Source organism: Mycolicibacterium neoaurum ATCC 25795 (assembly GCF_000691525.1).
Taxonomy (GTDB): Bacteria; Actinomycetota; Actinomycetes; order Mycobacteriales; family Mycobacteriaceae; genus Mycobacterium; species Mycobacterium neoaurum.
Map to the genome: position 1 here is coordinate 99,062 of NZ_JMDW01000003.1, position 20,892 is coordinate 119,953.

Genomic DNA, 20,892 nt, shown 5'->3' on the forward strand with positions numbered 1-20,892 from the left:
GGTCGGCATGGCTGATGCCGATGTGATCGTGGTGGGTGCGGGACTGGCCGGACTGGTCGCCGCTGCGGAGCTGATCGAACGCGGACGCCGCGTGCTGATCGTCGACCAGGAGAATGCCGCCAACATCGGCGGGCAGGCGTACTGGTCCTTCGGTGGGCTGTTCCTGGTCGACAGCCCCGAACAACGCCGCCTCGGCATCCGTGACAGCCACGAACTGGCCCTGCAGGACTGGCTCGGCAGCGCGGGCTTCGACCGCGAGGAGGACCACTGGCCGCGCCAGTGGGCGCATGCCTACGTGGACTTCGCCGCGGGGGAGAAGCGCAGCTGGTTGCGTGAGCGCGGGTTACAGACCTTCGCGATGGTCGGCTGGGCCGAACGCGGTGGATACGGTGCGCTGGGGCATGGCAACTCGGTGCCGCGGTTCCACATCACCTGGGGAACCGGACCCGCGCTGGTCGACGTCTTTGCGCGCCGGCTGCATCGACAACCGCGGGCGAGGTTCGCCCACCGTCATCGTGTCGACGAGCTGATCGTCGAGAACGGGTCGGTGGTCGGGGTGCGCGGCGCGGTGCTGGAGCCCTCCGATGCGCCGCGCGGCGCACCATCGTCACGCAACACCGTCGGTGAGTTCGCGTTTCGCGCCCAGGCCGTCATCGTGGCCAGCGGCGGTATCGGCGGCAACCACGAGCTGGTGCGCAAGAACTGGCCGGCCCGGATGGGGCGGGTGCCCAAGCAGCTGCTGTCCGGGGTGCCCGCGCACGTCGACGGCCGGATGCTGCAGATCAGCGAGTCGGCCGGGGCGAGCATTATCAACAGCGACCGGATGTGGCACTACACCGAGGGCATCACCAACTACGACCCGATCTGGCCCGATCACGGCATTCGGATCCTGCCCGGCCCGTCGTCGCTCTGGCTGGACGCCACCGGCAAGCGCCTGCCGGTGCCGCTGTACCCGGGTTTCGACACCCTGGGCACGCTGGAGTACATCGCCACCACCGGCCAGGACTACACCTGGTTCGTGCTCAATGCCCGCATCATCGCCAAGGAGTTCGGGCTGTCCGGTCAGGAACAGAATCCCGACCTGACTGGGCGCAGCGTCCGGGCGGTGCTCGCCCGCGGACGTGATGGCGGACCGGCGCCGGTGCGTGCCTTCGTCGACAAGGGTGTCGACTTCGTCACCGGGAACACGTTGCGGGAGCTGGTGGCCGCGATGAACAACGTCCCCGATGTCGAACCGCTTGACTACGCCACCGTCGAGGCCGAAGTCACCGCGCGCGACCGGGAAGTGGCCAACAAATTCAGCAAGGACAGCCAGATCACCGCGATCCGCGGCGCCCGCGAGTACCTGCCGGACCGGATCGCGCGGGTGGTCGCGCCGCACCGGCTGACCGATCCGAAGGCCGGACCGCTGATCGCGGTGAAACTGCACATCCTGACCAGGAAGTCGTTGGGCGGTCTGGAAACCGATTTGCAGGCCCGCGCGCTACGCCAGGACGGCACGGTGTTCGACGGGCTGTACGCCGCCGGCGAGGCCGCCGGATTCGGCGGCGGCGGGGTACACGGTTACCGCTCCTTGGAGGGCACGTTCCTCGGCGGGTGCGTGTTCTCCGGCCGGGCGGCGGGCCGCGCCGCCGCGGACGCCACCGCCTGAGGCCCGGCGGCCAGGATGGCCAGGCACACCATCGCGGTGGCGAAGAACACCGAACCGATGTTGTCGGTCAGGTAGTGCAGATCGGTGGTGGCCATGCTCAGGGCGCCGATCACCCCGACCACCCCGGCCAGCACCGCCACCCACAGCACGTAACCGGTGGCCACCACCAGCATCGCCGTGACCGTGATGGCGACCGCGGTGTGTCCGCTCGGATAGGCCAACGCATCGCCCTTGTAGCGTCCGAACACCGGTTTGAGCAGCCGGGTGATGAGCACCGACACCAGCGGACAGAGTGCCACCACCACCGCCAGCCGCCACCTCCGCCGGATCAGCGCGATCAGCACGGCGATGGCCAGTGTCACCATCATCGTCAGCGACCAGCTGAAGTAGAGCATCCAGATCGGCTCGGGACCGAAGATGCGCTGCAGCACCGTCAGCGCCGAATCGTCGAAGGCCGTCGGCCCGCGGCCGACTACCACTCCGAGCAGCACCATCGCCGTGATGCCGATCGGCGGCCACCACAGCAGGATCCGGCGCGGGATCAGAACTGGGTTCCGTTCTCGGGATCGAGCACCTGGAAGTCGGTGTCGGTCATCTCCGAGAGCCTGCCGTAGAAGATGCCCCGCGCGGACGCCTCGATGATGCCCTGATGGATGGGCACCGCCCGGGCCGGCGCGACGGCGCGCAGGTAATCCACGGCCTCGGACACCTTCATCCAGGGTGCGGCCGCCGGCGTGGCCAGCACGTCGACCGGTTCGCCGGGCACGAACAGCGCATCGCCGGGATGCATCAACCTGGCCGGGTGGTCGGCATCGCCGATGAGATAGGACGTGTTGTCGATCACCGGCAGCTCGGGGTGGATGACCGCATGGGTGCCCCCGACCCCGCGCACCGACAGGTGCCCCAGGGTGAAGCTGTCCCCGGCGTGCACGGCCCGCCAGCCGCCGCCGAGCTGCGCCGCGGTCTGCGGGTCGGCGTACAGCGCGGCCTGCGGGTTTGCCGCCACCAGCGCCGGTAGCCGGGCGGGATCGGCATGGTCGGGATGCTGATGGGTGATCATGATCGCGTCGAGTCCGGTGATGCCCTCGAAACCATGCGAGAAGGTGCCCGGGTCGAACAGCACCGTTGTCTGTTTTCCGGTGCCATCCGGGAAGCTCGCGAGCAGGCACGAGTGGCCGAAGTGCGTCAGTTGCATGGGTCCATTGTGGCCCGACGGCGCGCCGGTACAGTTATGACCGTTCACGACCCGTACCGAACCCAAGAAGGAGCGCCCGTGGCCCGCGTCGTAGTGCACGTGATGCCCAAGGCCGAGATCCTCGACCCGCAGGGACAGGCCATCGTCGGCGCGCTGGGCCGACTCGGCCACGACGGCGTGTCCGATGTGCGCCAAGGCAAGCGATTCGAGCTCGAGGTCGACGATTCGGTGTCCGACGAGGCGCTCAACGAGATCGCCGAGTCGCTGCTGGCGAACACCGTCATCGAGGAGTTCTCGGTGAGCCGGGAGAATTCGTGACCGTCGGCGCCGCCGGCAAGATCGGCGTCATCACGTTCCCCGGCACGCTCGACGATGTCGACGCCGCCCGCGCCGTCCGGCTGGCCGGCGGGGAAGCGGTCAGCCTGTGGCATGCCGACGCCGATCTCAAGAGTGTCGACGCGGTCGTGGTGCCCGGCGGCTTCTCCTACGGTGACTATCTCCGTGCCGGTGCCATCGCGAGCTTCGCGCCGGTGATGCGTTCTGTCGTCGATGCGGCGGCCAAGGGACTGCCGGTCCTGGGCATCTGCAACGGTTTTCAGGTGCTGTGCGAATCCGGTTTGCTGCCTGGGGCGCTGACCCGCAACGAGGGACTGCACTTCATCTGCCGTGACGTGTGGCTGCAGGTGGCATCGAATTCCACGGCGTGGACGACCCGCTACGAGCAGGACGCAGATCTGTTGGTGCCGTTGAAGTCCGGCGAGGGCCGTTACGTGGCGTCGACGCAGGTGCTCGACGAGCTCGAGGGGGAGGGCCGGGTGGTCTTCCGGTACCGCGAGAACCTGAACGGGTCGATGCGCGGTATCGCCGGGGTCAGCTCGGCCAACGGCCGCGTCGTCGGATTGATGCCCCATCCCGAGCACGCCACCGAGCCGTTGACCGGTCCCTCCGATGACGGCCTCGGTCTGTTCTACTCCGCACTCGATGCGGTGCTGACGGCCTGACCCGCGATTCAACGCACCGAATTTTTGGTGGCCATCACGACGGTCGCGTCCGTCGTCGATGAGGTGTCCGCGGACTTAGACTGCTGATGTTCGCGCCCGCTCATCCGGTTCGGACATTCGGCGAGCGAGTTCATCGGAAGGGCCCATATGAAGATTCGTGTCGTGCTCGGGGTCCTCGCCATCCTCGCGGCATACGTCACGACGATCGTCCTGTACGCGGCCACCGGTCTCGGAGGGCCACAGGAGATACCGGTCGACCAGCCGCAGGCGGACCGAACCTCGGTCACCTTCGACCTTGAGGAGGTGCACGCGGTCAAAGGTGAGATGGTTGCCAATGTCACCGTCACCCCGGGCCCGGGCCTGATCGATCCGGACACGCAGGGCCTTACCGAAGACCTCAGTGTCACAATCTATTCGGCCGTCACACCCACTACTCGCAGCTGGCCAGAGGGCACCGTGCCCGGTGTCTTTCCGGTGGCGCTGACCATCGGCGGCGACCCCGGTGCCTACCCGTTCGACCGGTATCACTCCGGACCCATCACCGTGTCGGTGGTCAGCGGCGACGACCGGACTCCCGAGCCGACGTGGGCAACGTTCGTCGACCGGGTGCCCGGCTGGATGTTCAGCATCCCCTCGCACGGTGAGTCCGACGCATCCTCTGCGTACCGCGTGAACCTGCACCGGTCGCCGAGCACCGCCGCGTTCGCCGCGATCATCGTGGGCGCATTGATCACCATCGCCGTGCTCGGTGTGGTCGTCGCGGTGCAGACCCTGCGCAATCGACGCAAGTTCCAGCCGCCGATGACGACATGGTTCGCGGCGATGCTGTTCGCCGTCGTGCCGCTGCGCAACGCGCTGCCCGACGGGCCTCCCATGGGCGCGTGGGTGGACGTCACCGTGGTGCTCTGGGTGGTGGTGGCCCTGGTCACCTCCATGAGCATCTACATCGCCTGCTGGTGGCGGCACCTCAAACCCGAGCCCGACGACAAGCGCTGAGACACCCGGCCGGGCCGGGGGATCAGGCGGACAGCGCGACCGACGCCTCTGCGGTGTAGTTCAGGAAGGTGAAGGTCTCCTGTAGGTAGAGCTGCACGGTGTCGGCGTCGTGGCTCAGATAGCCGATCGACACATCGGTGCCCAGCTGCAGATCGAAATCGCCTCCGCGGGTGGACAACACGAAGGCACCATCGATGGCCGGGGCCCAGATGATGTCCCCGTCGACCACTCGGTTCAGGTGTTCGCGCAGCGGGTAGCCGTGTTCGGTCGTCTCGCTGACCTTGGTGTACGCGTCGGCCGACAGCAGCACCGAGTAGGGACCGTCGACACCGGCAAGCCGCAGCTCCGAGAGCGCCTGGGCGATCACGTCGGGATAGCCGCGCGGATCCTCGGGCAGCGCCAGGCCGGGATTCGAGCTGCCCGCCCGGATGCCCTGGATGTTGGCCGCCGCGTAACCCTCGAAGATCGCCCGGTCCTCGGCGAATGCCAGCTTCTTGGCGGCGTCCTTGACCGGATCCCAGTCCGAGTCCTGCGAGCCGCGTTCCACGTCGTCGATGGCATCGCGGGTGATGGTGAACGGCACCCGCAGTCGAACCAACGGACGGCTGTCGCGAAGGTGCGCGATGACACCGTCACCCGGGGAGGTCACGTCCAGCAGATGGCCGGTGGATACGGCCGCGGTGGTGGCGCCGGTCGGGCCGGTGCAGTCGACAACCCGACGCCCGGCGATATGCCGCTTGAAGGTGCGGGTGGCCTCCTGCTCGATCTCCCCCCATGCCTCGTCGGTGATCGGTGCCAGTTCGCGATACAGGTTGTTCATTGGGGTTGTCCTTTCAGGCTGCCGATCGACAGTGAACCGGAATACGTGGGCGTGCTGGCGGCTACTGCGGGGACCGGTTCGGTCGCCCCGGGCATGGGTGGCGGGTCGTCGAGGAAATCGGCCGTCGGGGTGAAGAACAGGCAACCGGTGACCGCGGTGGAGAACTCCAGGATGCGGTCGGTGTTGCCGGGCGGATCGCCGATGAACATGTTGCGCAGCATCCGCTCGGTGACCGCCGCGGTGCGCGAGTACCCGATGTAGTAGGTGCCGAATTCGCCCTTGCCGATCTCACCGAAGGGCATGTTGTGACGCAGGATCTTCAACTCGTTGCCCTGCTCGTCGGAGATGACGTTCAGCGCCACATGGGAATTGGCCGGCTTCACCGCGTCGTCGAGTTCGATGTCGTCGAGTTTGGTGCGTCCGATCACCCGCTCCTGCTCCTCGACCGACAGCGCGTTCCACGCCGACATGTCGTGTAGATAGCGCTGTACGTGCACGTAACAGCCACCGGCGAAATCGGGGTCTTCATCGCCGATCTGGCTGGCGCTCACGGCTACCGGGCCGTCCGGGTTCTCCGTGCCGTCGACGAAACCGAGCAGGTCGCGGTTGTCGAAGAACTTGAAGCCGTGCACCTCGTCGACGATGGTGATGGCACCATCCATCGCTGCGACGATCTTGCCGGCCAATTCGAAACACACGTCCAGTGATTCGGCCCGGAGGTGGAACAACAGATCACCCGGTGTCGACGGGGCGGTGTGCCGCGGCCCTTCCAGCGCGATGAACGGATGCAGTTCGGCCGGCCGGGGCCCGCTGAACAACCGGTCCCAGGCCTGCGATCCGATCGATGTGATCACCGACAGATGCTTGGTCGGATCGCGGAAGCCTATGGCGCGGACCAGACCAGAGATATCGCCCAGGGCATCGTGCACGATCTGTTCGCCGCCGTCGTCGATCGTGGCCACCATGAAGATGGCCGCCGGGGTCAAGGGTGCGAGCACCGCCTGCGGAACAAGATCGGACACATCGCAGACCCTAGCGCGGCCGGACGGCGTCGCACCGGTCAAGATGAAAAGATGCCTGCTACCCCCCAGAGCCTGTGTGAGTTCATCGACGCCTCGCCGTCCCCGTTCCACGTGTGCGCGACGGTCGCGCGGCAGCTGGCGGCCGCCGGTTACACCGAATTGTCCGAATCCGATGCCTGGCCCGACTCGGGCGGCAGATTCTTTCTCGTGCGGGCCGGTTCGCTGGTGGCCTGGGACTCGACGCCCGGCGATCTGCCGTTCCGGATCGTCGGCGGGCACACCGACAGCCCCAACCTGCGGGTCAAGCAGCATCCCGACCGGGTGGTGGCCGGTTGGCAGGTGGTCGCCCTGCAGCCTTACGGCGGGGCCTGGCTGAACTCCTGGCTGGACCGCGATCTCGGCATCAGCGGCCGGCTGTCGGTGCGTGCGGGAACCACCGTGATGGATCGACTGATCCGCATCGACGAACCGATTCTGCGGGTCCCGCAACTGGCGATCCATCTCTCCGAGGACCGCAAGGGTGTCAGCCCGGACCCACAGCGGCATGTCAATGCCGTCTGGGGGACCGGTGAGCGACGCTCCTTTGTGGGCTATGTCGCCGAGCAGGCCGGCGTGCGCGAATCCGATGTGCTCGGTTTCGACCTGATGACCCACGATCTGACCCGGTCCGCGGTGACCGGGGTGGACGGTGATTTCGTCAGCGCGCCGAGGCTGGACAACCAGGTCACCTGCCATGCCGGGGTGCACGCGCTGCTGGCCGCGCAACCGAGCGGGCAGGTGCCGGTGCTGGCACTCTTCGATCACGAGGAGGTCGGCTCGCAGTCCGATCACGGTGCCCAGTCCGATCTGCTGATGACGGTGCTGGAGCGCATCACCCTGGCCGCCGGTGGTGACCGGCAGGACTTCCTGCGCCGGCTCTCGCAATCGATGGTCGCCTCCGGCGATATGGCACATGCCACCCACCCGAACTATCCGGAGCGCCATGAGCCCGGTCACCTGATCGAGGTCAACGGTGGCCCGGTGCTCAAGGTGCACCCCAACTTGCGTTACGCCACCGACGGGCGCACGGCGGCAGCGTTCGCGCTGGCCTGTGCCCAAGCGGGTGTCCCGCTGCAACGCTACGAGCACCGCGCCGACCTGCCGTGCGGTTCGACGATCGGGCCGATGACCTCGGCGGGCACCGGTATCCCCACCGTCGACGTCGGGGCAGCCCAGCTGGCCATGCACTCGGCCCGCGAGATCATGGGCGCCCATGACGTGGCCGACTACGCGGCCGCCTTGCAGGCGTTCCTGGCGCCGGCCTGAATCACGCCAGCCCGGTCACAGCCGTCAGGGCAGGTCGATCGTGGTGGTGACCGTCACCAGTTGAGGGTCGGTCGGTGCCGACGAGAACCCGAACCGCACCGGCGGGTGCAGGTCGGCGGGCCCGCCGAGGGCGACGCCCCCGAATGTCCCCGAGACCGAGTCGATCTGCCGGGTGCGCCGGACCCCGTAGTACTCGCGCCTACCGTTGCCCGCACTGCCCGCGGTATGCACGCCGGGCACCAGCACCGCGGCGATCGGATTGATTAGGCGAAGCCACCACGGTGCCCGCGCCAACGGTGCGGGCACCAGCCGCAGCAGCCCGTCGAACCGGGCGGCACCGCCGAGGCGCACCGTGACGTCGAGGCTGTCGGTGCGCACACGCAGCCGGTCGTCGTCCAGATCGGCGGATACCGGAGCCACCCGGATCTCGTCGAAGGAGTATGTGGCCGAGACGAACTCGGCGATCTCGGCGCTGGGTGCCAGCAGGATGCGGGTGTCATCGCGGGTCTGCACCATCACATCGGCGAAGCGGCCGAACGGTGAACTGTGCCAGACTCCCACGACGAACCGGACCCCGGCGTCGGTGCCGAAGCCCGCGATGTGACCACTGAAGACCAGCCGCTGCATATGACGATTGTGCCGGTTGCGCGCGGCGGTCCGCGGCGGGCGAAAATGCCACCGGAAATGTCAGAGCACTGCCCTATGGTGCGCTCATGACGCTCAGCCCAGAAATGATCACCTTCGACTGCACCGATCCGGACCGTCTCGCCCAATGGTGGACCGACGCCACCGGCGGCACGCTCAACGCCGAGATGCCCGGCGAATTCGTCATGGTGGCGTTGCCGAGCGGGCCCCGGCTCGGGTTCCAGCGCGTGCCGGACCCGACGGCGGGCAAGAACCGGGTGCACGTGGATTTCTCGGCGCCCGATCTGGAGGCCGAGGTGACGCGGCTGATCGCGCTCGGCGCCACCGAGACCGGAAGGCACGATATCGGCGACGCGTTCCGCTGGGTGGTGCTTTCCGATCCGGACGGCAACGCGTTCTGCGTCTCCGGCGGGCACTGATCCCCGCCGGGTGAGATCCCCGGTGGCGGCGCGGCGTCACCGGTGACGCGGAGCGAATAAACTGTTCGGGTGACATCCGCGCACCCGCAGGAAATCGATACCGTCGAGCGCGCCGCAGCGTCGCCCGACCAACCCCAGCCCTTCCGGGAACTGGGCCTCAAGGACGACGAGTACCAGCGGATACGCGAGATTCTCGGCCGCCGCCCCACCGACGCCGAGCTGGCCATGTACTCGGTGATGTGGAGCGAACACTGCTCCTACAAGTCCTCCAAGGTGCATCTGCGCTATTTCGGTGAGACCACCACCGACGAGATGCGCGCAGGCATGCTGGCCGGGATCGGCGAGAATGCCGGCGTGGTCGACATCGGCGACGGCTGGGCGGTCACCTTCAAGGTCGAATCGCACAACCACCCGTCCTATGTGGAGCCCTACCAGGGCGCGGCCACCGGTGTCGGCGGCATCGTCCGCGACATCATGGCCATGGGTGCCCGCCCGGTCGCGGTGATGGACCAGTTGCGTTTCGGTGCCGCCGATGCGCCCGACACCCGCCGGGTGCTCGACGGCGTGGTGCGCGGTATCGGCGGTTACGGCAACTCCCTGGGCCTGCCCAATATCGGCGGTGAGACGGTCTTCGACCCGTCCTATGCCGGCAACCCGCTGGTGAACGCGCTGTGTGTGGGCGTGCTGCGCAAGGAGGACCTGCACCTGGCCTTCGCCTCGGGCACCGGGAACAAGATCATCCTGTTCGGCGCCCGCACCGGCCTGGACGGTATCGGCGGGGTGTCGGTGCTGGCCAGTGAGACCTTCGGCGGTGACGAAGGATCCGGTCCGGGTCGCAAGAAACTGCCCGCCGTGCAGGTCGGCGATCCCTTCATGGAGAAGGTGCTCATCGAGTGCTGCCTGGAGCTCTACGCCGCCGATCTGGTGGTTGGCATCCAGGACCTCGGCGGGGCTGGATTGTCATGTGCCACTTCTGAATTGGCCTCCGCCGGCGACGGTGGCATGCGGGTGGAGCTGGATGCGGTCCCGCAGCGCGCCGCCGATATGACCCCGGCCGAGATCCTGTCCAGCGAATCGCAGGAACGGATGTGTGCGGTCGTCACACCGGAAAACGTCGAGAAGTTCCTGGCCGTCTGCCGCAAATGGGATGTGCTGGCCAGCGTCATCGGCGAGGTCACCGATGGTGATCGCCTCGAGATCACCTGGCATGGTGAGACCGTCGTGGACGTGCCGCCGCGCACCGTCGCTCATGAGGGCCCGGTGTACCAGCGTCCGGTCGCGCGCCCGGACACCCAGGACGCGCTGATCGCCGACACCTCGGCCAAGCTGGCCCGCCCGGCCACCGGCGAGGAGCTCAAGGCGACCCTGCTGGCGTTGCTGGGCAGCCCACACCTGTGCAGCCGCGCGTTCATCACCGAGCAGTACGACCGCTATGTGCGCGGTAACACCGTGCTGGCCGAGCATGCCGACGGTGGCGTGCTGCGCATCGACGAGCAGACCGGCCGCGGTGTCGCCATCTCGACCGACGCCTCGGGCCGCTACACCCAGCTCGACCCGTACACGGGTGCGCAGCTGGCACTCGCAGAGGCCTACCGCAATGTCGCGGTGACCGGGGCCACCCCGGTCGCGGTGACCAACTGCCTGAACTTCGGCTCGCCGGAGGATCCCGGTGTCATGTGGCAGTTCTCCCAGGCCGTCCGCGGGCTCGCCGACGGCTGTGCGGCCCTTGGTATCCCGGTCACCGGCGGCAACGTCAGCTTCTACAACCAGACCGGCAGCACGGCGATCCTGCCGACCCCGGTGGTCGGTGTGCTCGGGGTGATCGACGATGTCGCCCGGCGCATCCCCACCGGGCTCGGCAACGAGCCCGGTGAAACGTTGCTGCTGCTCGGTGACACCCGCGACGAGTTCGACGGGTCGATCTGGGCGCAGGTCACCGGTGATCACCTCGGCGGTGTGCCCCCGAAGGTCGACCTGGCGCGGGAAAGGCTGCTTGCCGAGGTGCTGACCGCGGCCTCGCGGGACGGATTGGTCTCCGCGGCACATGATCTGAGCGAAGGCGGGTTGATCCAGGCGATCGTCGAGGCCGCCCTCGCGGGCGAGACCGGTGCGCGGGTGGTGCTGCCCGAGGGGGTGGATCCCTTCGTCTTCCTGTTCTCCGAATCGGCGGGCCGGGTTCTGGTGGCGGTGCCGCGCACCGAGGAGAGCCGATTCCGGTCCATGTGCGAGGCGCGCGGACTGCCGGTGGACCGGGTGGGCGTCTCAGACGAGGGCAGCGACTCCCTGGAAGTCCAGGGCCAGTTCAGCATCACGCTCGACGAGCTGCGAGCCACCTCCGAGGGCGTGCTGCCCGGGTTGTTCGGGTGATCGAGCGGACCTCGGTCCGGCACCCCGTACTGGTATGGGGCTGGAGCTTGGTCCGACTCGATTTCGTCGGTGTCGCCGTCGGTGCGTTGTTCTTCTGCATCTCGCTGACACCCTCACTGCTACCGAGAGACTGGCTTTTCGCCGGATTGATCGGCGGGATCAACGCCGCCATCGGTTACGGCCTCGGAGTATTGCTGGCAAAGCTGCTGCGGCGCTTCGTGCTTCGCAGACGTGTCTGGTGGCCACCGCGCACCCCGGTCCTGCGCGCCATGAAGGTCGCGACGGTGGTCGGCGCGCTGACTGCCCCGGTGGTCATGCTGGTGCCCGCGGCGCGCTGGCAGCGCCAGGTGTCGGCGCTGATGGGTATCGAGGGGCCCGCGACCCCCGGTTATATGCGCACCCTGGTTCTGGCGGTGTTGGTCGCCGCGGCGTGCATCGCGACCTGGCGGGTACTGGTCGATCTGGTGAAACTCATTGCCCGCACCTTGATCCGGCGTTGGCACCTGCACAGCGAGGTGGCGTTCTTCATCGGTACCGCCGTCGTGGTGGTGCTGTGTGTCATGCTGGCCAACGGTGTGCTCTACCGGGGCTTCCTGGCCGGCGCCAGCCAGGTGTTCCAGCCGCAGAACGCGACCAGCGCCCCCGGGGTCAGCCAGCCCTCGGCAAGCCAGCGGTCCGGCAGTCCGGCCTCGTTCGCGTCGTGGGACTCCCTGGGATATCAGGGCCGTAGCTTCGTCTCCGGCGGTCCTGATGCGGCCGACCTGACCGCTCTGAACGGACGTCCGGCCCGCGAGCCGATCCGGGTGTATGCGGGCTTGCAGACCGCGGACGATGACGAGCAGCGGGTGGCGGTCCTGCTCAGTGAGCTCGAACGCACCGATGCCTTCGACCGCGCGGTGCTGGTGTTGATCCCCACCACGGGTACCGGCTGGGTGAATCCGGTGGCCGCCGACGCCATCGAAGCCATGTACAACGGTGACACCGCGCTCGTCGCGATGCAGTATTCGTATCTGCCGAGCTGGATCTCGTTCCTGGGTGACCGGGAGAAGTCCGTCGACTCGGCGCGCGCGATGATCGCCGGCGTGCACGACCGCTGGGCCGCGCTGCCCGAAGACCGTCGCCCGGAACTGCTGTTGTACGGCGAGAGTCTGGGCTCCTACGGCGGTCAGGGGGCGTTCGGGTGGTTACCCGATATAGCGGAGATGGATTTCGCCGCCGTGCTGTGGGTCGGTCCGCCGCACGAGAGTTCGTTGTGGAGTGGTCTGGTGCAACGCCGAGATCCCGGGAGCACCGAGGTCGAACCCCGCTACGACAACGGCCGAACCGTGCGCTTCTCCCCGGCCTACGACGCCGCCGATGTGACCAGGACCGCCGCACCGCCATGGGAGGGCACCCGGGTGCTGTTCCTGCAACATGCCTCCGATCCGGTGGTCTGGTGGTCACCGAATCTCGTTTTCTCCCGGCCTGATTGGTTGACAGAACCGCGTGGCGCAGACCGTACGGCCTCGATGCGCTGGTACCCGATCGTGACGTTCTGGCAGGTGAGCGCCGATATGACGAATGCGTCCGGCGTCCCCGACGGGCACGGGCACAACTACGGCGACACCGTGCTCGACGGGTGGGCCGCGGTGGCACCACCGCCAGGGTGGACTCCCGCGGACACCGAGCGGATCAGGGCCGGGCTGGAACGCGGCTGGGATCGCGGCTAGGGCGAACGGGTCAGGGATTGATCGTCGGTGCGCCGATCTGCCGGCCCCACACATACTCGGTGAATATCGGCGATCCCAGTTCGACATGGTTGTACGGAGCGATGGACAAGCCGGTGTCCATCACCAGATACGGTGCGGGCCAGAGCTCCCGGGTGATCTTCTGCCAGCAGCCGGGACGCCCGCCCGGGCCGCCGCGGGCGTTCACCCGCGGTAGGTTGTCCGGGAAGACATAGGCATTGCCGACCCCGCCGAGGCCGAAGATGGTGCCCGCCGAGGCCAGCGAGAACCCGTTGTCCCCACCGAACACCTGGGCCATCAGCGGTGCCGCATCGTGATAGTTGCGCAGTGTGCACAACAGTTGCGGACTGTAGTAGTCGAACAGCGTCGCGGTGGGAAGGAGATCTTGGACCCCGCGCGCGAGATACGGTCCGGAGCGTTCGGCGATGTCGGTGCCGGTGCCCCCGACACCGACCGCGGCCAACAGGGCCGCATCCAGGGCGTCGCGTTCGTCGTCGACGGAATCCGCCGTGGTGGCCGCGGCGGACAGCGCGTCGAACAGGTCGGGACCGGCTCCGGCGTACACATCGGCCAGCGCCGTCACCGCGCGGACATCGCGGCGGAACTGTGGCAGCTGCGCGTTGAGCGAGGCCAGGATGGCATTGCCGTCGGATAGCGCGGCCCCGAAGGTGCCACCGCGACCGCCCAGCGCCTGGGCGGTCGCGGTCAGCGTCTGATTCAGCTGCACCGGGTCCACGTGTTCGGCGATGGCCAACACCGTTTCGAACAAGGAATTGAATTCGGTACTGACCCAGGTCGCGGTGATCTCGTCGTGCGCACGGGCATGCGGTCCCACCGGATGCCGTGGTGCGGCCAACGCCACGTATTTGTTGCCGAACACGGTGGTGGCCTTGATCTCTGCCCCGATATTGGCAGGCAACAACGACAGGTACCGCGGATCGACCAGCAGTGTCAGCCGGGCCTGACCGGACGAGGCCGGCGCGATCCGGCCGACGCGACCGATCTCGACACCGTTCAGCGTGACCTTGGTACCCGGATCCACCACCAAACCGGCGCGCGGTGAGAGCAACGTGAGCTCCACGCGCGACCGGAACTCACCGCGGAACTGCTGATAGAGCAGCACGCCGGCGGCGGCCAGCAGCACCAGGGCCACTGCACCCGCCACCCGGTACGGCGGTGCCGACCGGTCGACGAAAGCCACTTTGCGACACTATTCCGATGGTGGCCCGCCGCACTGCCGATCCGGCAGAGACACGCGCCGCGGTATTGGCCGTGGCGCACTGGTTGTACGACGAGGCCCAACCCGCGCCGGCCCGGGCCGATATCGCCGCCGCCGTGCGGCTGACCGCACGCACCCTGGCCGCGGCCGCCCCCGGCGCCAGCGTCGAGGTGCGGGTTCCGCCGTTCGTCGCAGTGCAGTGCATCGCCGGTCCCCGGCACACTCGCGGAACACCGCCCAATGTGGTGGAGACCGATCCCCGCACCTGGCTGCGTCTGGTCACCGGTCTGACCGCGATGACCGATCCCCGACTGCACCTCTCGGGCGCCCGGGCCGCTGAGATCGCCGACGCACTGCCCCTGGTCACCCTGCCCGGCTAGCGCATGTAGGGGTACTCCTGCACCCAGTGGAAGCCCCGGTTGCGCAACGGAAAGCTCTCCAGATCAATCGATTCCAGCTTCATGGTGACCGGGCGACCCTGCACCGTGCCGGCCAGTTCCAAGCGATCCGGTGCGGGCCTGGTGAAATCGAACTCGGCGAACTCGGCCGGATCCACCGCCGGAGCGGTCACACCGTCCGGTTTCGGGAGCGGGGTCGTGATCGTGAGATGCCGCCTGCCTGGCTCGAACTGTAGCGGTGCGTCGCGCAGGTCACCGTCCATCCACTGGATCGTCACCACCCCCTCTTTATCGAAAATTATTCGCTGCCAACGGAATCGGTCGGTGGTCAGCGGTGGTGCCTGCCGATCGTCGACGCGGAAGTCGGTGACCGTCCAGATCCCGTAGAGCTCTGGTTTGTCCCGTCCGTCACCGTATTCGTGCCACGCCTGCCAGCCCGTGACGGCCAGCCCGATGCTGATCCATACCCCGAGCCCGATCTGCACGGCGGTGGCGATGCGGTTCGCCCGATCCGATGCGAACAGCCGTGGCGTCGGCGCCGGTTGCACAGCACGGTGGCGCACGAGCACATCGACCAGACGCCGCAGATGCGGGGCGAGAAGCACGATGCTGATCAGCATCAGGTGGAACGAGAGGATCTTCACGGGCACGTCGAAGGCCATGTTGAGCAGGAACACCTGGCCCATGCTGAGCAGGCTCAACAATGCGCCCAGCAGGGCGGTGCGCGGCCAGAACAGCAGCAGGCCTGCCGTCACCTCCACCGCACCGAGGGCCATTTCGTAGGGATGGGAGGTGCCGACCTGCAGCCACAGCATCGACATCGGGCTGAACTCGCCGAGGGGTTGCACCAGCGCCGCCAGCGGCGGGGTCGGCATCTGGGTGGGGATCAGCTTGGCGAACCCGTAGAACAGCATCTGCCCGCCGAGACACAACCGCAGGAAGACCGTGAACCAGACGGCCTGCCGGGCGTAATCGGTCCGCCGGCGGTCCAGGACCGACCACAGCGCGGTGCCGAGCACGGCGATGATCAGCAGACAGAGGATCGATACCCAGATCGCGGCCTGGTCCCCGCTGCCCGAGTCCCGGCGGATCGCGGCATCGATACCGAAGACCGTGCGGCCCACCCAGCTGTTGACCGGATCGGTCACCAGCATCTGCCACATCACCGCACCGGGCGGCAGCCACAGCACGAGGACGCCGGTGAACGCGTAGGTGATCTGCGCGAACCACAAACAGAACAATCCGAAGTAGATGACGCAGAAGCGAAATGCGACCTTCGTCACTAAATTCCACACGCCAGCTGACGGTAGTTGCCGGATACCGGCCGCGGAACGGGGTAAACCCCCGTCCGGAGGTGGCGAAAACCATCTTGCTGTTGAGTTTTTCGGTGCCGATGACCGTAGACTGGCCCCGTCACCCCCAGCCCCCAGGGAGCAGCCATCGTGACCTCCGCGCCGGTAGAGCCTGACGAGACCGACCCCAAAGAGGAGTGTGGCGTCTTCGGCGTCTGGGCTCCCGGTGAAGATGTGGCCAAGCTCACCTACTACGGCCTGTACGCACTGCAGCACCGCGGCCAGGAGGCCGCCGGTATCGCCGTGGCCGACGGTGCGCAGGTTCTCGTCTTCAAGGACCTGGGTCTGGTCAGCCAGGTGTTCGATGAGCAGACCCTGGCCGCCATGCACGGACACGTCGCGGTCGGGCATTGCCGCTACTCGACTACCGGCTCGACGACGTGGGAGAACGCCCAGCCGGTCTTCCGCAACACCGCCGCGGGTACCGGTGTGGCCCTCGGGCACAACGGCAACCTGGTCAACACCGCCGAATTGGCGACCCGCGCGCGGTCTGCCGGCCTGATCGACACCCGCGGCGCGCCGGCCGCCACCACCGATTCCGACATCCTGGGTGCGCTGCTGGCGCACGGTGCCGCCGATTCCACCCTTGAGCAGGCGGCGCTGGCGCTGCTGCCCACCGTGCGCGGCGCGTTCTGCCTGACCTTCATGGACGAGAACACTCTCTACGCCGCCCGCGACCCGCACGGCGTGCGCCCGTTGTCGCTGGGCCGCCTCGACCGTGGCTGGGTGGTGGCCTCGGAGACCGCCGCCCTCGACATCGTGGGCGCCTCCTTCGTGCGCGATATCGAGCCCGGCGAACTCCTGGCAATCGATGCCGACGGCGTGCGGTCCACCCGGTTCGCCAACCCGACCCCCAAGGGCTGTGTCTTCGAGTACGTCTACCTGGCCCGGCCAGACAGCGTCATCGGTGGCCGCTCGGTCCACGCCACCCGGGTGGACATCGGCCGCCGGCTGGCCGCCGAGAATCCCGTCGAGGCCGATCTGGTGATCGGCGTACCCGAATCGGGCATCCCGGCCGCCGTCGGCTACGCACAGGGTTCCGGAATTCCTTACGGCCAGGGCCTGATGAAGAACGCCTACGTGGGCCGCACCTTCATCCAGCCCTCGCAGACCATTCGTCAGCTGGGCATTCGGCTCAAGCTCAACCCGCTCAAAGAGGTGATCCGCGGAAAGCGGCTGATCGTCGTCGACGATTCGATCGTGCGTGGTAACACCCAGCGGGCCTTGATCAGGATGCTGCGCGAGGCAGGGGCGGTGGAGGTGCACGTCCGGATCGCATCCCCGCCGGTGAAGTGGCCGTGCTTCTACGGAATCGACTTCGCCACCCCCGCCGAACTGATCGCGAACGCCGCCAGCAATTCCGCCGACGAGTCGGAGATGTTGGAAGGGGTCCGGCGGGCGATCGGCGCCGACACCCTGGGCTACATCAGCCACCACGGCATGGTGGCCGCCACCGAACAACCCGCATCGCGGTTGTGCTCGGCATGTTTCGACGGTGATTACCCGATCGAACTTCCCGGGGAGTCCGCGCTGGGTAAGAACGTCATCGAGCACATGCTGGCCAGTGCCGCGCGCAACGGCCTCCCGCTGGAGTCCACGAACGCGGGCGGGGACAACGCGGACGCCGTACGACGGCCGTGACGGCGTCCCCGGGCCGGATCATTCGAAAGGGCAGCCCGGGTTGTCCACCGAGTTGGCCAGTGGGGAGCCGGCGGGCACGATATAGCCCACCCACATCACCAGCGGGTCGGGGCCCAGGTTGCGGCCCTCGTGCACATAGCCCGGCCCGACCGTCTCGGTGATGGCGCTGCCCGCCGGGTAGGTCCCGTCGACGGAACAGTCGGCCGAGTAGTGGGTCAGCGTCCCGGACCGGATCACGCCGTACACCTGCCCGGGATGCCAGTGCCAGCCCGTGCTGCCGCCCGGGGCGATGGTGAGCTCCTTGGTGACGAAGTCCTGGCCGTCACCGGTGGACTGCACCAGGACACGTCCCTGCACACCCTCGCCGGGGGTGGCCGCCGCGGGAGCCGGCCAACCCAACGACAACATCCCGACGAGCAGCGCCCCGCACAATCTGGTCATGACCGGTCACGGTCTCACAACTGCGGTGAGAGCGGGTCGGGTCTGCAGGATGCGATCGGCGGACGCCGACCGGGTAGCCTTGGGCCCGATGAGCGAGCTTCAACGGGCGGGTCGCTGACATGGGTCAGGGACACGACGAACAACACGGTATTTCCTATGCAACGGCCGGCGTGGACATCGAGGCGGGCGATCGCGCCGTCGAGCTGTTCAAGCCGCTTGCCAAGCGGGCGACCCGACCGGAGGTACGCGGTGGCCTCGGCGGGTTCGCCGGGCTGTTCGCGTTGCGCGACGGGTACCGCGAGCCGTTACTGGCGTCCTCGACCGACGGGGTGGGCACCAAGCTGGCCATCGCCCAGGCGATGGACAAGCACGACACCGTCGGTCTGGATCTGGTGGCCATGGTCGTCGACGATCTGGTCGTGTGCGGTGCCGAGCCGCTGTTCCTGCAGGACTACATCGCGGTGGGACGGACGGTCCCCGAACGCGTCGCCGCGATCGTCTCGGGTATCGCCGACGGCTGCGTGCTGGCCGGCTGCGCCCTGCTCGGCGGTGAGACGGCCGAACATCCCGGTCTGATGGAACCCGACCACTACGACATCTCCGCCACCGGCGTGGGCGTCGTGGAGGCCGATAACGTCCTCGGGCCGGACCGGGTCAAGCCCGGCGATGTGATCATCGCGATGGCGTCCACCGGCTTGCACTCCAACGGCTACTCGCTGGCGCGCAAGGTCCTCCTGGAGATCGATCGCATGGATCTCTCGGGCCACGTCGAGGAGTTCGGCCGCACCCTCGGTGAGGAGTTGCTGGAGCCGACCTACATCTACGCCAAGGATTGCCTCGCGCTGGCGGCCGAGACGCAGGTGCGCACGTTCTGCCACATCACCGGTGGCGGGTTCGCGGGCAACCTGGAGCGCATCATCCCGCCCGGCCTGGTGGCCGAACTCGATCGTGGCACCTGGACCCCGGCGCCCGTCTTCGGCATGATCGCCCAGCGCGGGCGCATCGAGCGTGCCGAAATGGAACGGACGTTCAACATGGGCGTCGGTATGGTCGCCATCGTCGCGCCGGAGGACACCGACCGCGCGTTGGCGATTCTCACCGCTCGCCACCTCGCGTGCTGGCCGGTGGGGACGGTGGCCAAGGGCGCAAAGGATGGGGTTCGAGCTCAGCTCGTCGGGCGCCACCCGCGGTTCTAGAGACCCGTCGAGGGTCGCCGGCCGCGGGGACGCCGGCCGGCGTCAGCGACGCCAGTCGTCCTCGTCGGCATAGCGATCGACGGGCCCACCGAAATCATCGGCGCTGCCGTTGAAGTCGTCGGCACCGCCGCTGCTGCGACCGCCGTTGGACAGTTCGCGCTGAAGCCGCTCGAAATCAGTCTCTGGCGTGTTGTATTTCAGGTCTCGAGCAACCTTGGTCTGCTTTGCCTTAGCCCGGCCGCGGCCCATAGGGGACCCCCTCGCGCAATAACGGAGCGGCCCAACGTGCAGGCGGCTCCGATCTGAGTGTGTTTATTGTCCTGCCGATACCTTACCGTGCCTCGGGGCGGACCGCTGGTAGGCCCTACCTGCCAGCGGTGTCAGCGCTGGAGTCAGCGGGTGCCGCGCAGTCTCTCGACCGCCAGCCTGCCCGCGCCGACGTGCTCCGTGTCGGGCATCGACTCGGCTTCGATCGCGGCGGCGGTCTCGACCTCACCCCCGGTCACCAGGGTCGTATCGGCCGGGATACCGCGTTTGACCAGCGCCAAGGCGATCGGACCGTCATCGACATGGTCGACGACGGTGCCGAGGCGGCCCACCGCGCGGCCGCCTGCCAGCAGCGGATCACCGGTGCTCGGTCGGTCGGCGGAACCGTCGAGTTGCACGAGCACCAGCATCCGCGGCGGCTTGCCGAGGTTGTGCACCCGTGCGACGGTCTCCTGGCCGCGGTAGCAACCCTTCTCCAGGTGCACCGCGCCCTGGCCGGGCCCACCGATCCAGCCCACCTCGTGCGGGATGGTGCGTTCGTCGGTGTCCACGCCGAGTCGGGGCCGCAGCGCGCTCACCCGGTGCGCCTCGTAGGTCCACACCCCGGCCTGCCGGACGCCCACCCCGTCGAGCCGGGACAGCCAGTCCTGCTTGTCGGACCGGGGTACCACCAGGTCGAACTCGTCGGAGAACACCGCGCGCAGGAAGCCACCGTCGGGCAACGGTGTCGCGGTCCACGGTGCGGACGGCACCACCAGGCCGAGATCGGCCAGCGCCTTCGGTGCGGCGGGACCGATGAGAGAGAGCACCGCGAGGTCGACGGGGTCGACGACGACATCGGCCCAGAAGATCATCTTGCGCAGGAAGTCCAGCAACGGTTGCCCGCGCCAGCCTTCGGTATCCAGCACGGTGACCCCGTCGAGCTGGGTCTGGAGCCAGTGGTCTTCGACACGCCCCTGGCCGTCGAGGCTGAGGTTCTCGGCCACCGCGCCGTCGGGAAGCTCGCTGACGTGCTGGCTGGAGATGGTGTGCAACCAGCCCTTGCGCTCACCGCCGGTCAGTTGCAGCGTGGCCCGGTGCGAGCGGTCGACCACGACCGCGGCGGTGGCCGCGGCCCGCTGCTCGCCGAGGGGATCGCCGTAATGCCAGACCGCGCCGGCGTCGGGACCTGTTTCGGGGGCGGGAACGGCAGACATGCATCCATGCTACGACCGCTACGCTGCCCGGATG

21 protein-coding genes are annotated in these 20,892 nt (G+C 68.0%); 11 read left to right on the forward strand and 10 right to left on the reverse strand.

All coding sequences use genetic code 11. The annotated features are described in order from the left end of the window. The first annotated feature begins 7 nt into the window (after positions 1-7). Positions 8-1,651, forward strand: a complete 1,644-nt coding sequence (locus IC40_RS0102295) for an FAD-binding dehydrogenase (RefSeq protein ID WP_030133155.1) — start codon at positions 8-10, stop codon at positions 1,649-1,651. Here the strand turns inward: IC40_RS0102295 and IC40_RS27740 are convergent. Together IC40_RS27740 and IC40_RS0102305 are read right to left on the reverse strand one after the other, a co-directional pair. Further along, complete coding sequence (locus IC40_RS27740) at positions 1,564-2,145, reverse strand: phosphatase PAP2 family protein (protein WP_138158182.1); 582 nt, start codon at positions 2,143-2,145, stop codon at positions 1,564-1,566. The two genes, IC40_RS0102295 and IC40_RS27740, sit on opposite strands and share 88 nt — an antisense overlap. Positions 2,146-2,192: 47 nt before the next feature. Then, positions 2,193-2,846: an MBL fold metallo-hydrolase gene (locus IC40_RS0102305; protein ID WP_030133156.1), complete on the reverse strand. Its 654-nt coding sequence runs from the start codon at positions 2,844-2,846 to the stop codon at positions 2,193-2,195. Positions 2,847-2,924: 78 nt separating this feature from the next. On the opposite strand from IC40_RS0102305, the gene purS reads away from it, so the two are divergent. The 3 genes from purS to IC40_RS0102320 all read left to right on the forward strand — a co-directional run bounded on the left by purS (position 2,925) and on the right by IC40_RS0102320 (position 4,843). Beyond that, complete coding sequence (gene purS, locus IC40_RS0102310; RefSeq protein WP_030133157.1) at positions 2,925-3,164, forward strand: phosphoribosylformylglycinamidine synthase subunit PurS; 240 nt, start codon at positions 2,925-2,927, stop codon at positions 3,162-3,164. After that, positions 3,161-3,847: a phosphoribosylformylglycinamidine synthase subunit PurQ gene (gene purQ, locus IC40_RS0102315; RefSeq protein ID WP_030133158.1), complete on the forward strand. Its 687-nt coding sequence runs from the start codon at positions 3,161-3,163 to the stop codon at positions 3,845-3,847. The genes purS and purQ overlap by 4 nt, the downstream gene beginning before the upstream one ends. Positions 3,848-3,994: 147 nt before the next feature. Next, positions 3,995-4,843 carry a DUF4436 domain-containing protein gene (locus IC40_RS0102320; protein ID WP_036460268.1) on the forward strand — a complete coding sequence of 283 codons (849 nt, stop codon included), beginning with the start codon at positions 3,995-3,997 and terminating at the stop codon, positions 4,841-4,843. 22 nt (positions 4,844-4,865) lie between these two features. Here IC40_RS0102320 and IC40_RS0102325 read toward each other — a convergent pair whose 3' ends face one another. Continuing rightward, complete coding sequence (locus IC40_RS0102325; RefSeq protein WP_030133160.1) at positions 4,866-5,663, reverse strand: family 1 encapsulin nanocompartment shell protein; 798 nt, start codon at positions 5,661-5,663, stop codon at positions 4,866-4,868. Further along, positions 5,660-6,685, reverse strand: coding sequence for a Dyp-type peroxidase (locus tag IC40_RS0102330; RefSeq protein ID WP_030133161.1), 1,026 nt, complete (start codon positions 6,683-6,685; stop codon positions 5,660-5,662). The genes IC40_RS0102325 and IC40_RS0102330 overlap by 4 nt, the downstream gene beginning before the upstream one ends. A gap of 51 nt (positions 6,686-6,736) precedes the next feature. Between IC40_RS0102330 and IC40_RS0102335 the strand changes: the two genes are divergently transcribed. Continuing rightward, positions 6,737-7,990, forward strand: coding sequence for a M18 family aminopeptidase (locus IC40_RS0102335; RefSeq protein WP_030133162.1), 1,254 nt, complete (start codon positions 6,737-6,739; stop codon positions 7,988-7,990). A 24-nt stretch (positions 7,991-8,014) separates the two neighbouring features. Here IC40_RS0102335 and IC40_RS0102340 read toward each other — a convergent pair whose 3' ends face one another. Continuing rightward, entirely contained in the window at positions 8,015-8,617 is a 603-nt protein-coding gene (locus IC40_RS0102340) for a hypothetical protein (RefSeq protein ID WP_030133163.1), read from the reverse strand. An 86-nt stretch (positions 8,618-8,703) separates the two neighbouring features. Between IC40_RS0102340 and IC40_RS0102345 the strand changes: the two genes are divergently transcribed. The 3 genes from IC40_RS0102345 to IC40_RS0102355 all read left to right on the forward strand — a co-directional run bounded on the left by IC40_RS0102345 (position 8,704) and on the right by IC40_RS0102355 (position 13,130). Beyond that, complete coding sequence (locus IC40_RS0102345) at positions 8,704-9,054, forward strand: VOC family protein (RefSeq protein ID WP_030133164.1); 351 nt, start codon at positions 8,704-8,706, stop codon at positions 9,052-9,054. A gap of 69 nt (positions 9,055-9,123) precedes the next feature. After that, the gene (purL, locus tag IC40_RS0102350) at positions 9,124-11,421 is read left to right on the forward strand and encodes a phosphoribosylformylglycinamidine synthase subunit PurL (protein WP_030133165.1); all 2,298 of its coding nucleotides are present in this window, start codon (positions 9,124-9,126) and stop codon (positions 11,419-11,421) included. After that, complete coding sequence (locus tag IC40_RS0102355) at positions 11,418-13,130, forward strand: alpha/beta hydrolase (protein ID WP_030133166.1); 1,713 nt, start codon at positions 11,418-11,420, stop codon at positions 13,128-13,130. The genes purL and IC40_RS0102355 overlap by 4 nt, the downstream gene beginning before the upstream one ends. A 10-nt stretch (positions 13,131-13,140) precedes the next feature. On the opposite strand, the gene IC40_RS0102360 is transcribed toward IC40_RS0102355, so the two are convergent. Next, positions 13,141-14,349, reverse strand: coding sequence for an MCE family protein (locus tag IC40_RS0102360; protein ID WP_030133167.1), 1,209 nt, complete (start codon positions 14,347-14,349; stop codon positions 13,141-13,143). 17 nt (positions 14,350-14,366) lie between these two features. Here IC40_RS0102360 and IC40_RS0102365 point away from each other — a divergent pair, with 17 nt between their 5' ends. Continuing rightward, positions 14,367-14,747, forward strand: a complete 381-nt coding sequence (locus IC40_RS0102365) for a sterol carrier family protein (RefSeq protein ID WP_030133168.1) — start codon at positions 14,367-14,369, stop codon at positions 14,745-14,747. Here the strand turns inward: IC40_RS0102365 and IC40_RS0102370 are convergent. After that, positions 14,744-16,060: a hypothetical protein gene (locus IC40_RS0102370; protein ID WP_030133169.1), complete on the reverse strand. Its 1,317-nt coding sequence runs from the start codon at positions 16,058-16,060 to the stop codon at positions 14,744-14,746. The genes IC40_RS0102365 and IC40_RS0102370 overlap by 4 nt on opposite strands. 147 nt (positions 16,061-16,207) lie before the next feature. Between IC40_RS0102370 and purF the strand changes: the two genes are divergently transcribed. After that, positions 16,208-17,758, forward strand: coding sequence for an amidophosphoribosyltransferase (gene purF, locus IC40_RS0102375; protein ID WP_030133170.1), 1,551 nt, complete (start codon positions 16,208-16,210; stop codon positions 17,756-17,758). 18 nt (positions 17,759-17,776) lie between these two features. On the opposite strand, the gene IC40_RS0102380 is transcribed toward purF, so the two are convergent. Then, positions 17,777-18,199: a cupin domain-containing protein gene (locus IC40_RS0102380; RefSeq protein WP_042509858.1), complete on the reverse strand. Its 423-nt coding sequence runs from the start codon at positions 18,197-18,199 to the stop codon at positions 17,777-17,779. 119 nt (positions 18,200-18,318) lie between these two features. Here IC40_RS0102380 and purM point away from each other — a divergent pair, with 119 nt between their 5' ends. After that, a complete protein-coding gene (gene purM / locus IC40_RS0102385) occupies positions 18,319-19,395 on the forward strand; it encodes a phosphoribosylformylglycinamidine cyclo-ligase (protein WP_019511103.1) in 1,077 nt (358 codons plus the stop codon). Positions 19,396-19,437: 42 nt separating this feature from the next. Here the strand turns inward: purM and IC40_RS0102390 are convergent, their stop codons facing one another. Both IC40_RS0102390 and ygfZ read right to left on the reverse strand, forming a co-directional pair. Beyond that, positions 19,438-19,644, reverse strand: coding sequence for a DUF3073 domain-containing protein (locus IC40_RS0102390; RefSeq protein ID WP_030133172.1), 207 nt, complete (start codon positions 19,642-19,644; stop codon positions 19,438-19,440). Positions 19,645-19,787: 143 nt separating this feature from the next. After that, positions 19,788-20,858, reverse strand: a complete 1,071-nt coding sequence (gene ygfZ / locus IC40_RS0102395) for a CAF17-like 4Fe-4S cluster assembly/insertion protein YgfZ (RefSeq protein WP_030133173.1) — start codon at positions 20,856-20,858, stop codon at positions 19,788-19,790. Between the last annotated feature and the right edge of the window lie 34 nt (positions 20,859-20,892).

Coding starts and splice junctions, on each gene's coding strand:
- ygfZ (WP_030133173.1), bottom strand. CDS start 20,858: ATGTCTGCCGTTCCCGCCCCCGAAACAGGTCCCGACGCCGGCGCGGTC.
- IC40_RS0102365 (WP_030133168.1), top strand. CDS start 14,367: ATGGTGGCCCGCCGCACTGCCGATCCGGCAGAGACACGCGCCGCGGTA.
- purM (WP_019511103.1), top strand. CDS start 18,319: ATGGGTCAGGGACACGACGAACAACACGGTATTTCCTATGCAACGGCC.
- IC40_RS0102320 (WP_036460268.1), top strand. CDS start 3,995: ATGAAGATTCGTGTCGTGCTCGGGGTCCTCGCCATCCTCGCGGCATAC.
- IC40_RS0102340 (WP_030133163.1), bottom strand. CDS start 8,617: ATGCAGCGGCTGGTCTTCAGTGGTCACATCGCGGGCTTCGGCACCGAC.
- IC40_RS0102335 (WP_030133162.1), top strand. CDS start 6,737: ATGCCTGCTACCCCCCAGAGCCTGTGTGAGTTCATCGACGCCTCGCCG.
- IC40_RS0102345 (WP_030133164.1), top strand. CDS start 8,704: ATGACGCTCAGCCCAGAAATGATCACCTTCGACTGCACCGATCCGGAC.
- IC40_RS27740 (WP_138158182.1), bottom strand. CDS start 2,145: ATGGTGCTGCTCGGAGTGGTAGTCGGCCGCGGGCCGACGGCCTTCGAC.
- IC40_RS0102325 (WP_030133160.1), bottom strand. CDS start 5,663: ATGAACAACCTGTATCGCGAACTGGCACCGATCACCGACGAGGCATGG.
- IC40_RS0102295 (WP_030133155.1), top strand. CDS start 8: ATGGCTGATGCCGATGTGATCGTGGTGGGTGCGGGACTGGCCGGACTG.
- IC40_RS0102390 (WP_030133172.1), bottom strand. CDS start 19,644: ATGGGCCGCGGCCGGGCTAAGGCAAAGCAGACCAAGGTTGCTCGAGAC.
- IC40_RS0102380 (WP_042509858.1), bottom strand. CDS start 18,199: ATGACCAGATTGTGCGGGGCGCTGCTCGTCGGGATGTTGTCGTTGGGT.
- IC40_RS0102305 (WP_030133156.1), bottom strand. CDS start 2,846: ATGCAACTGACGCACTTCGGCCACTCGTGCCTGCTCGCGAGCTTCCCG.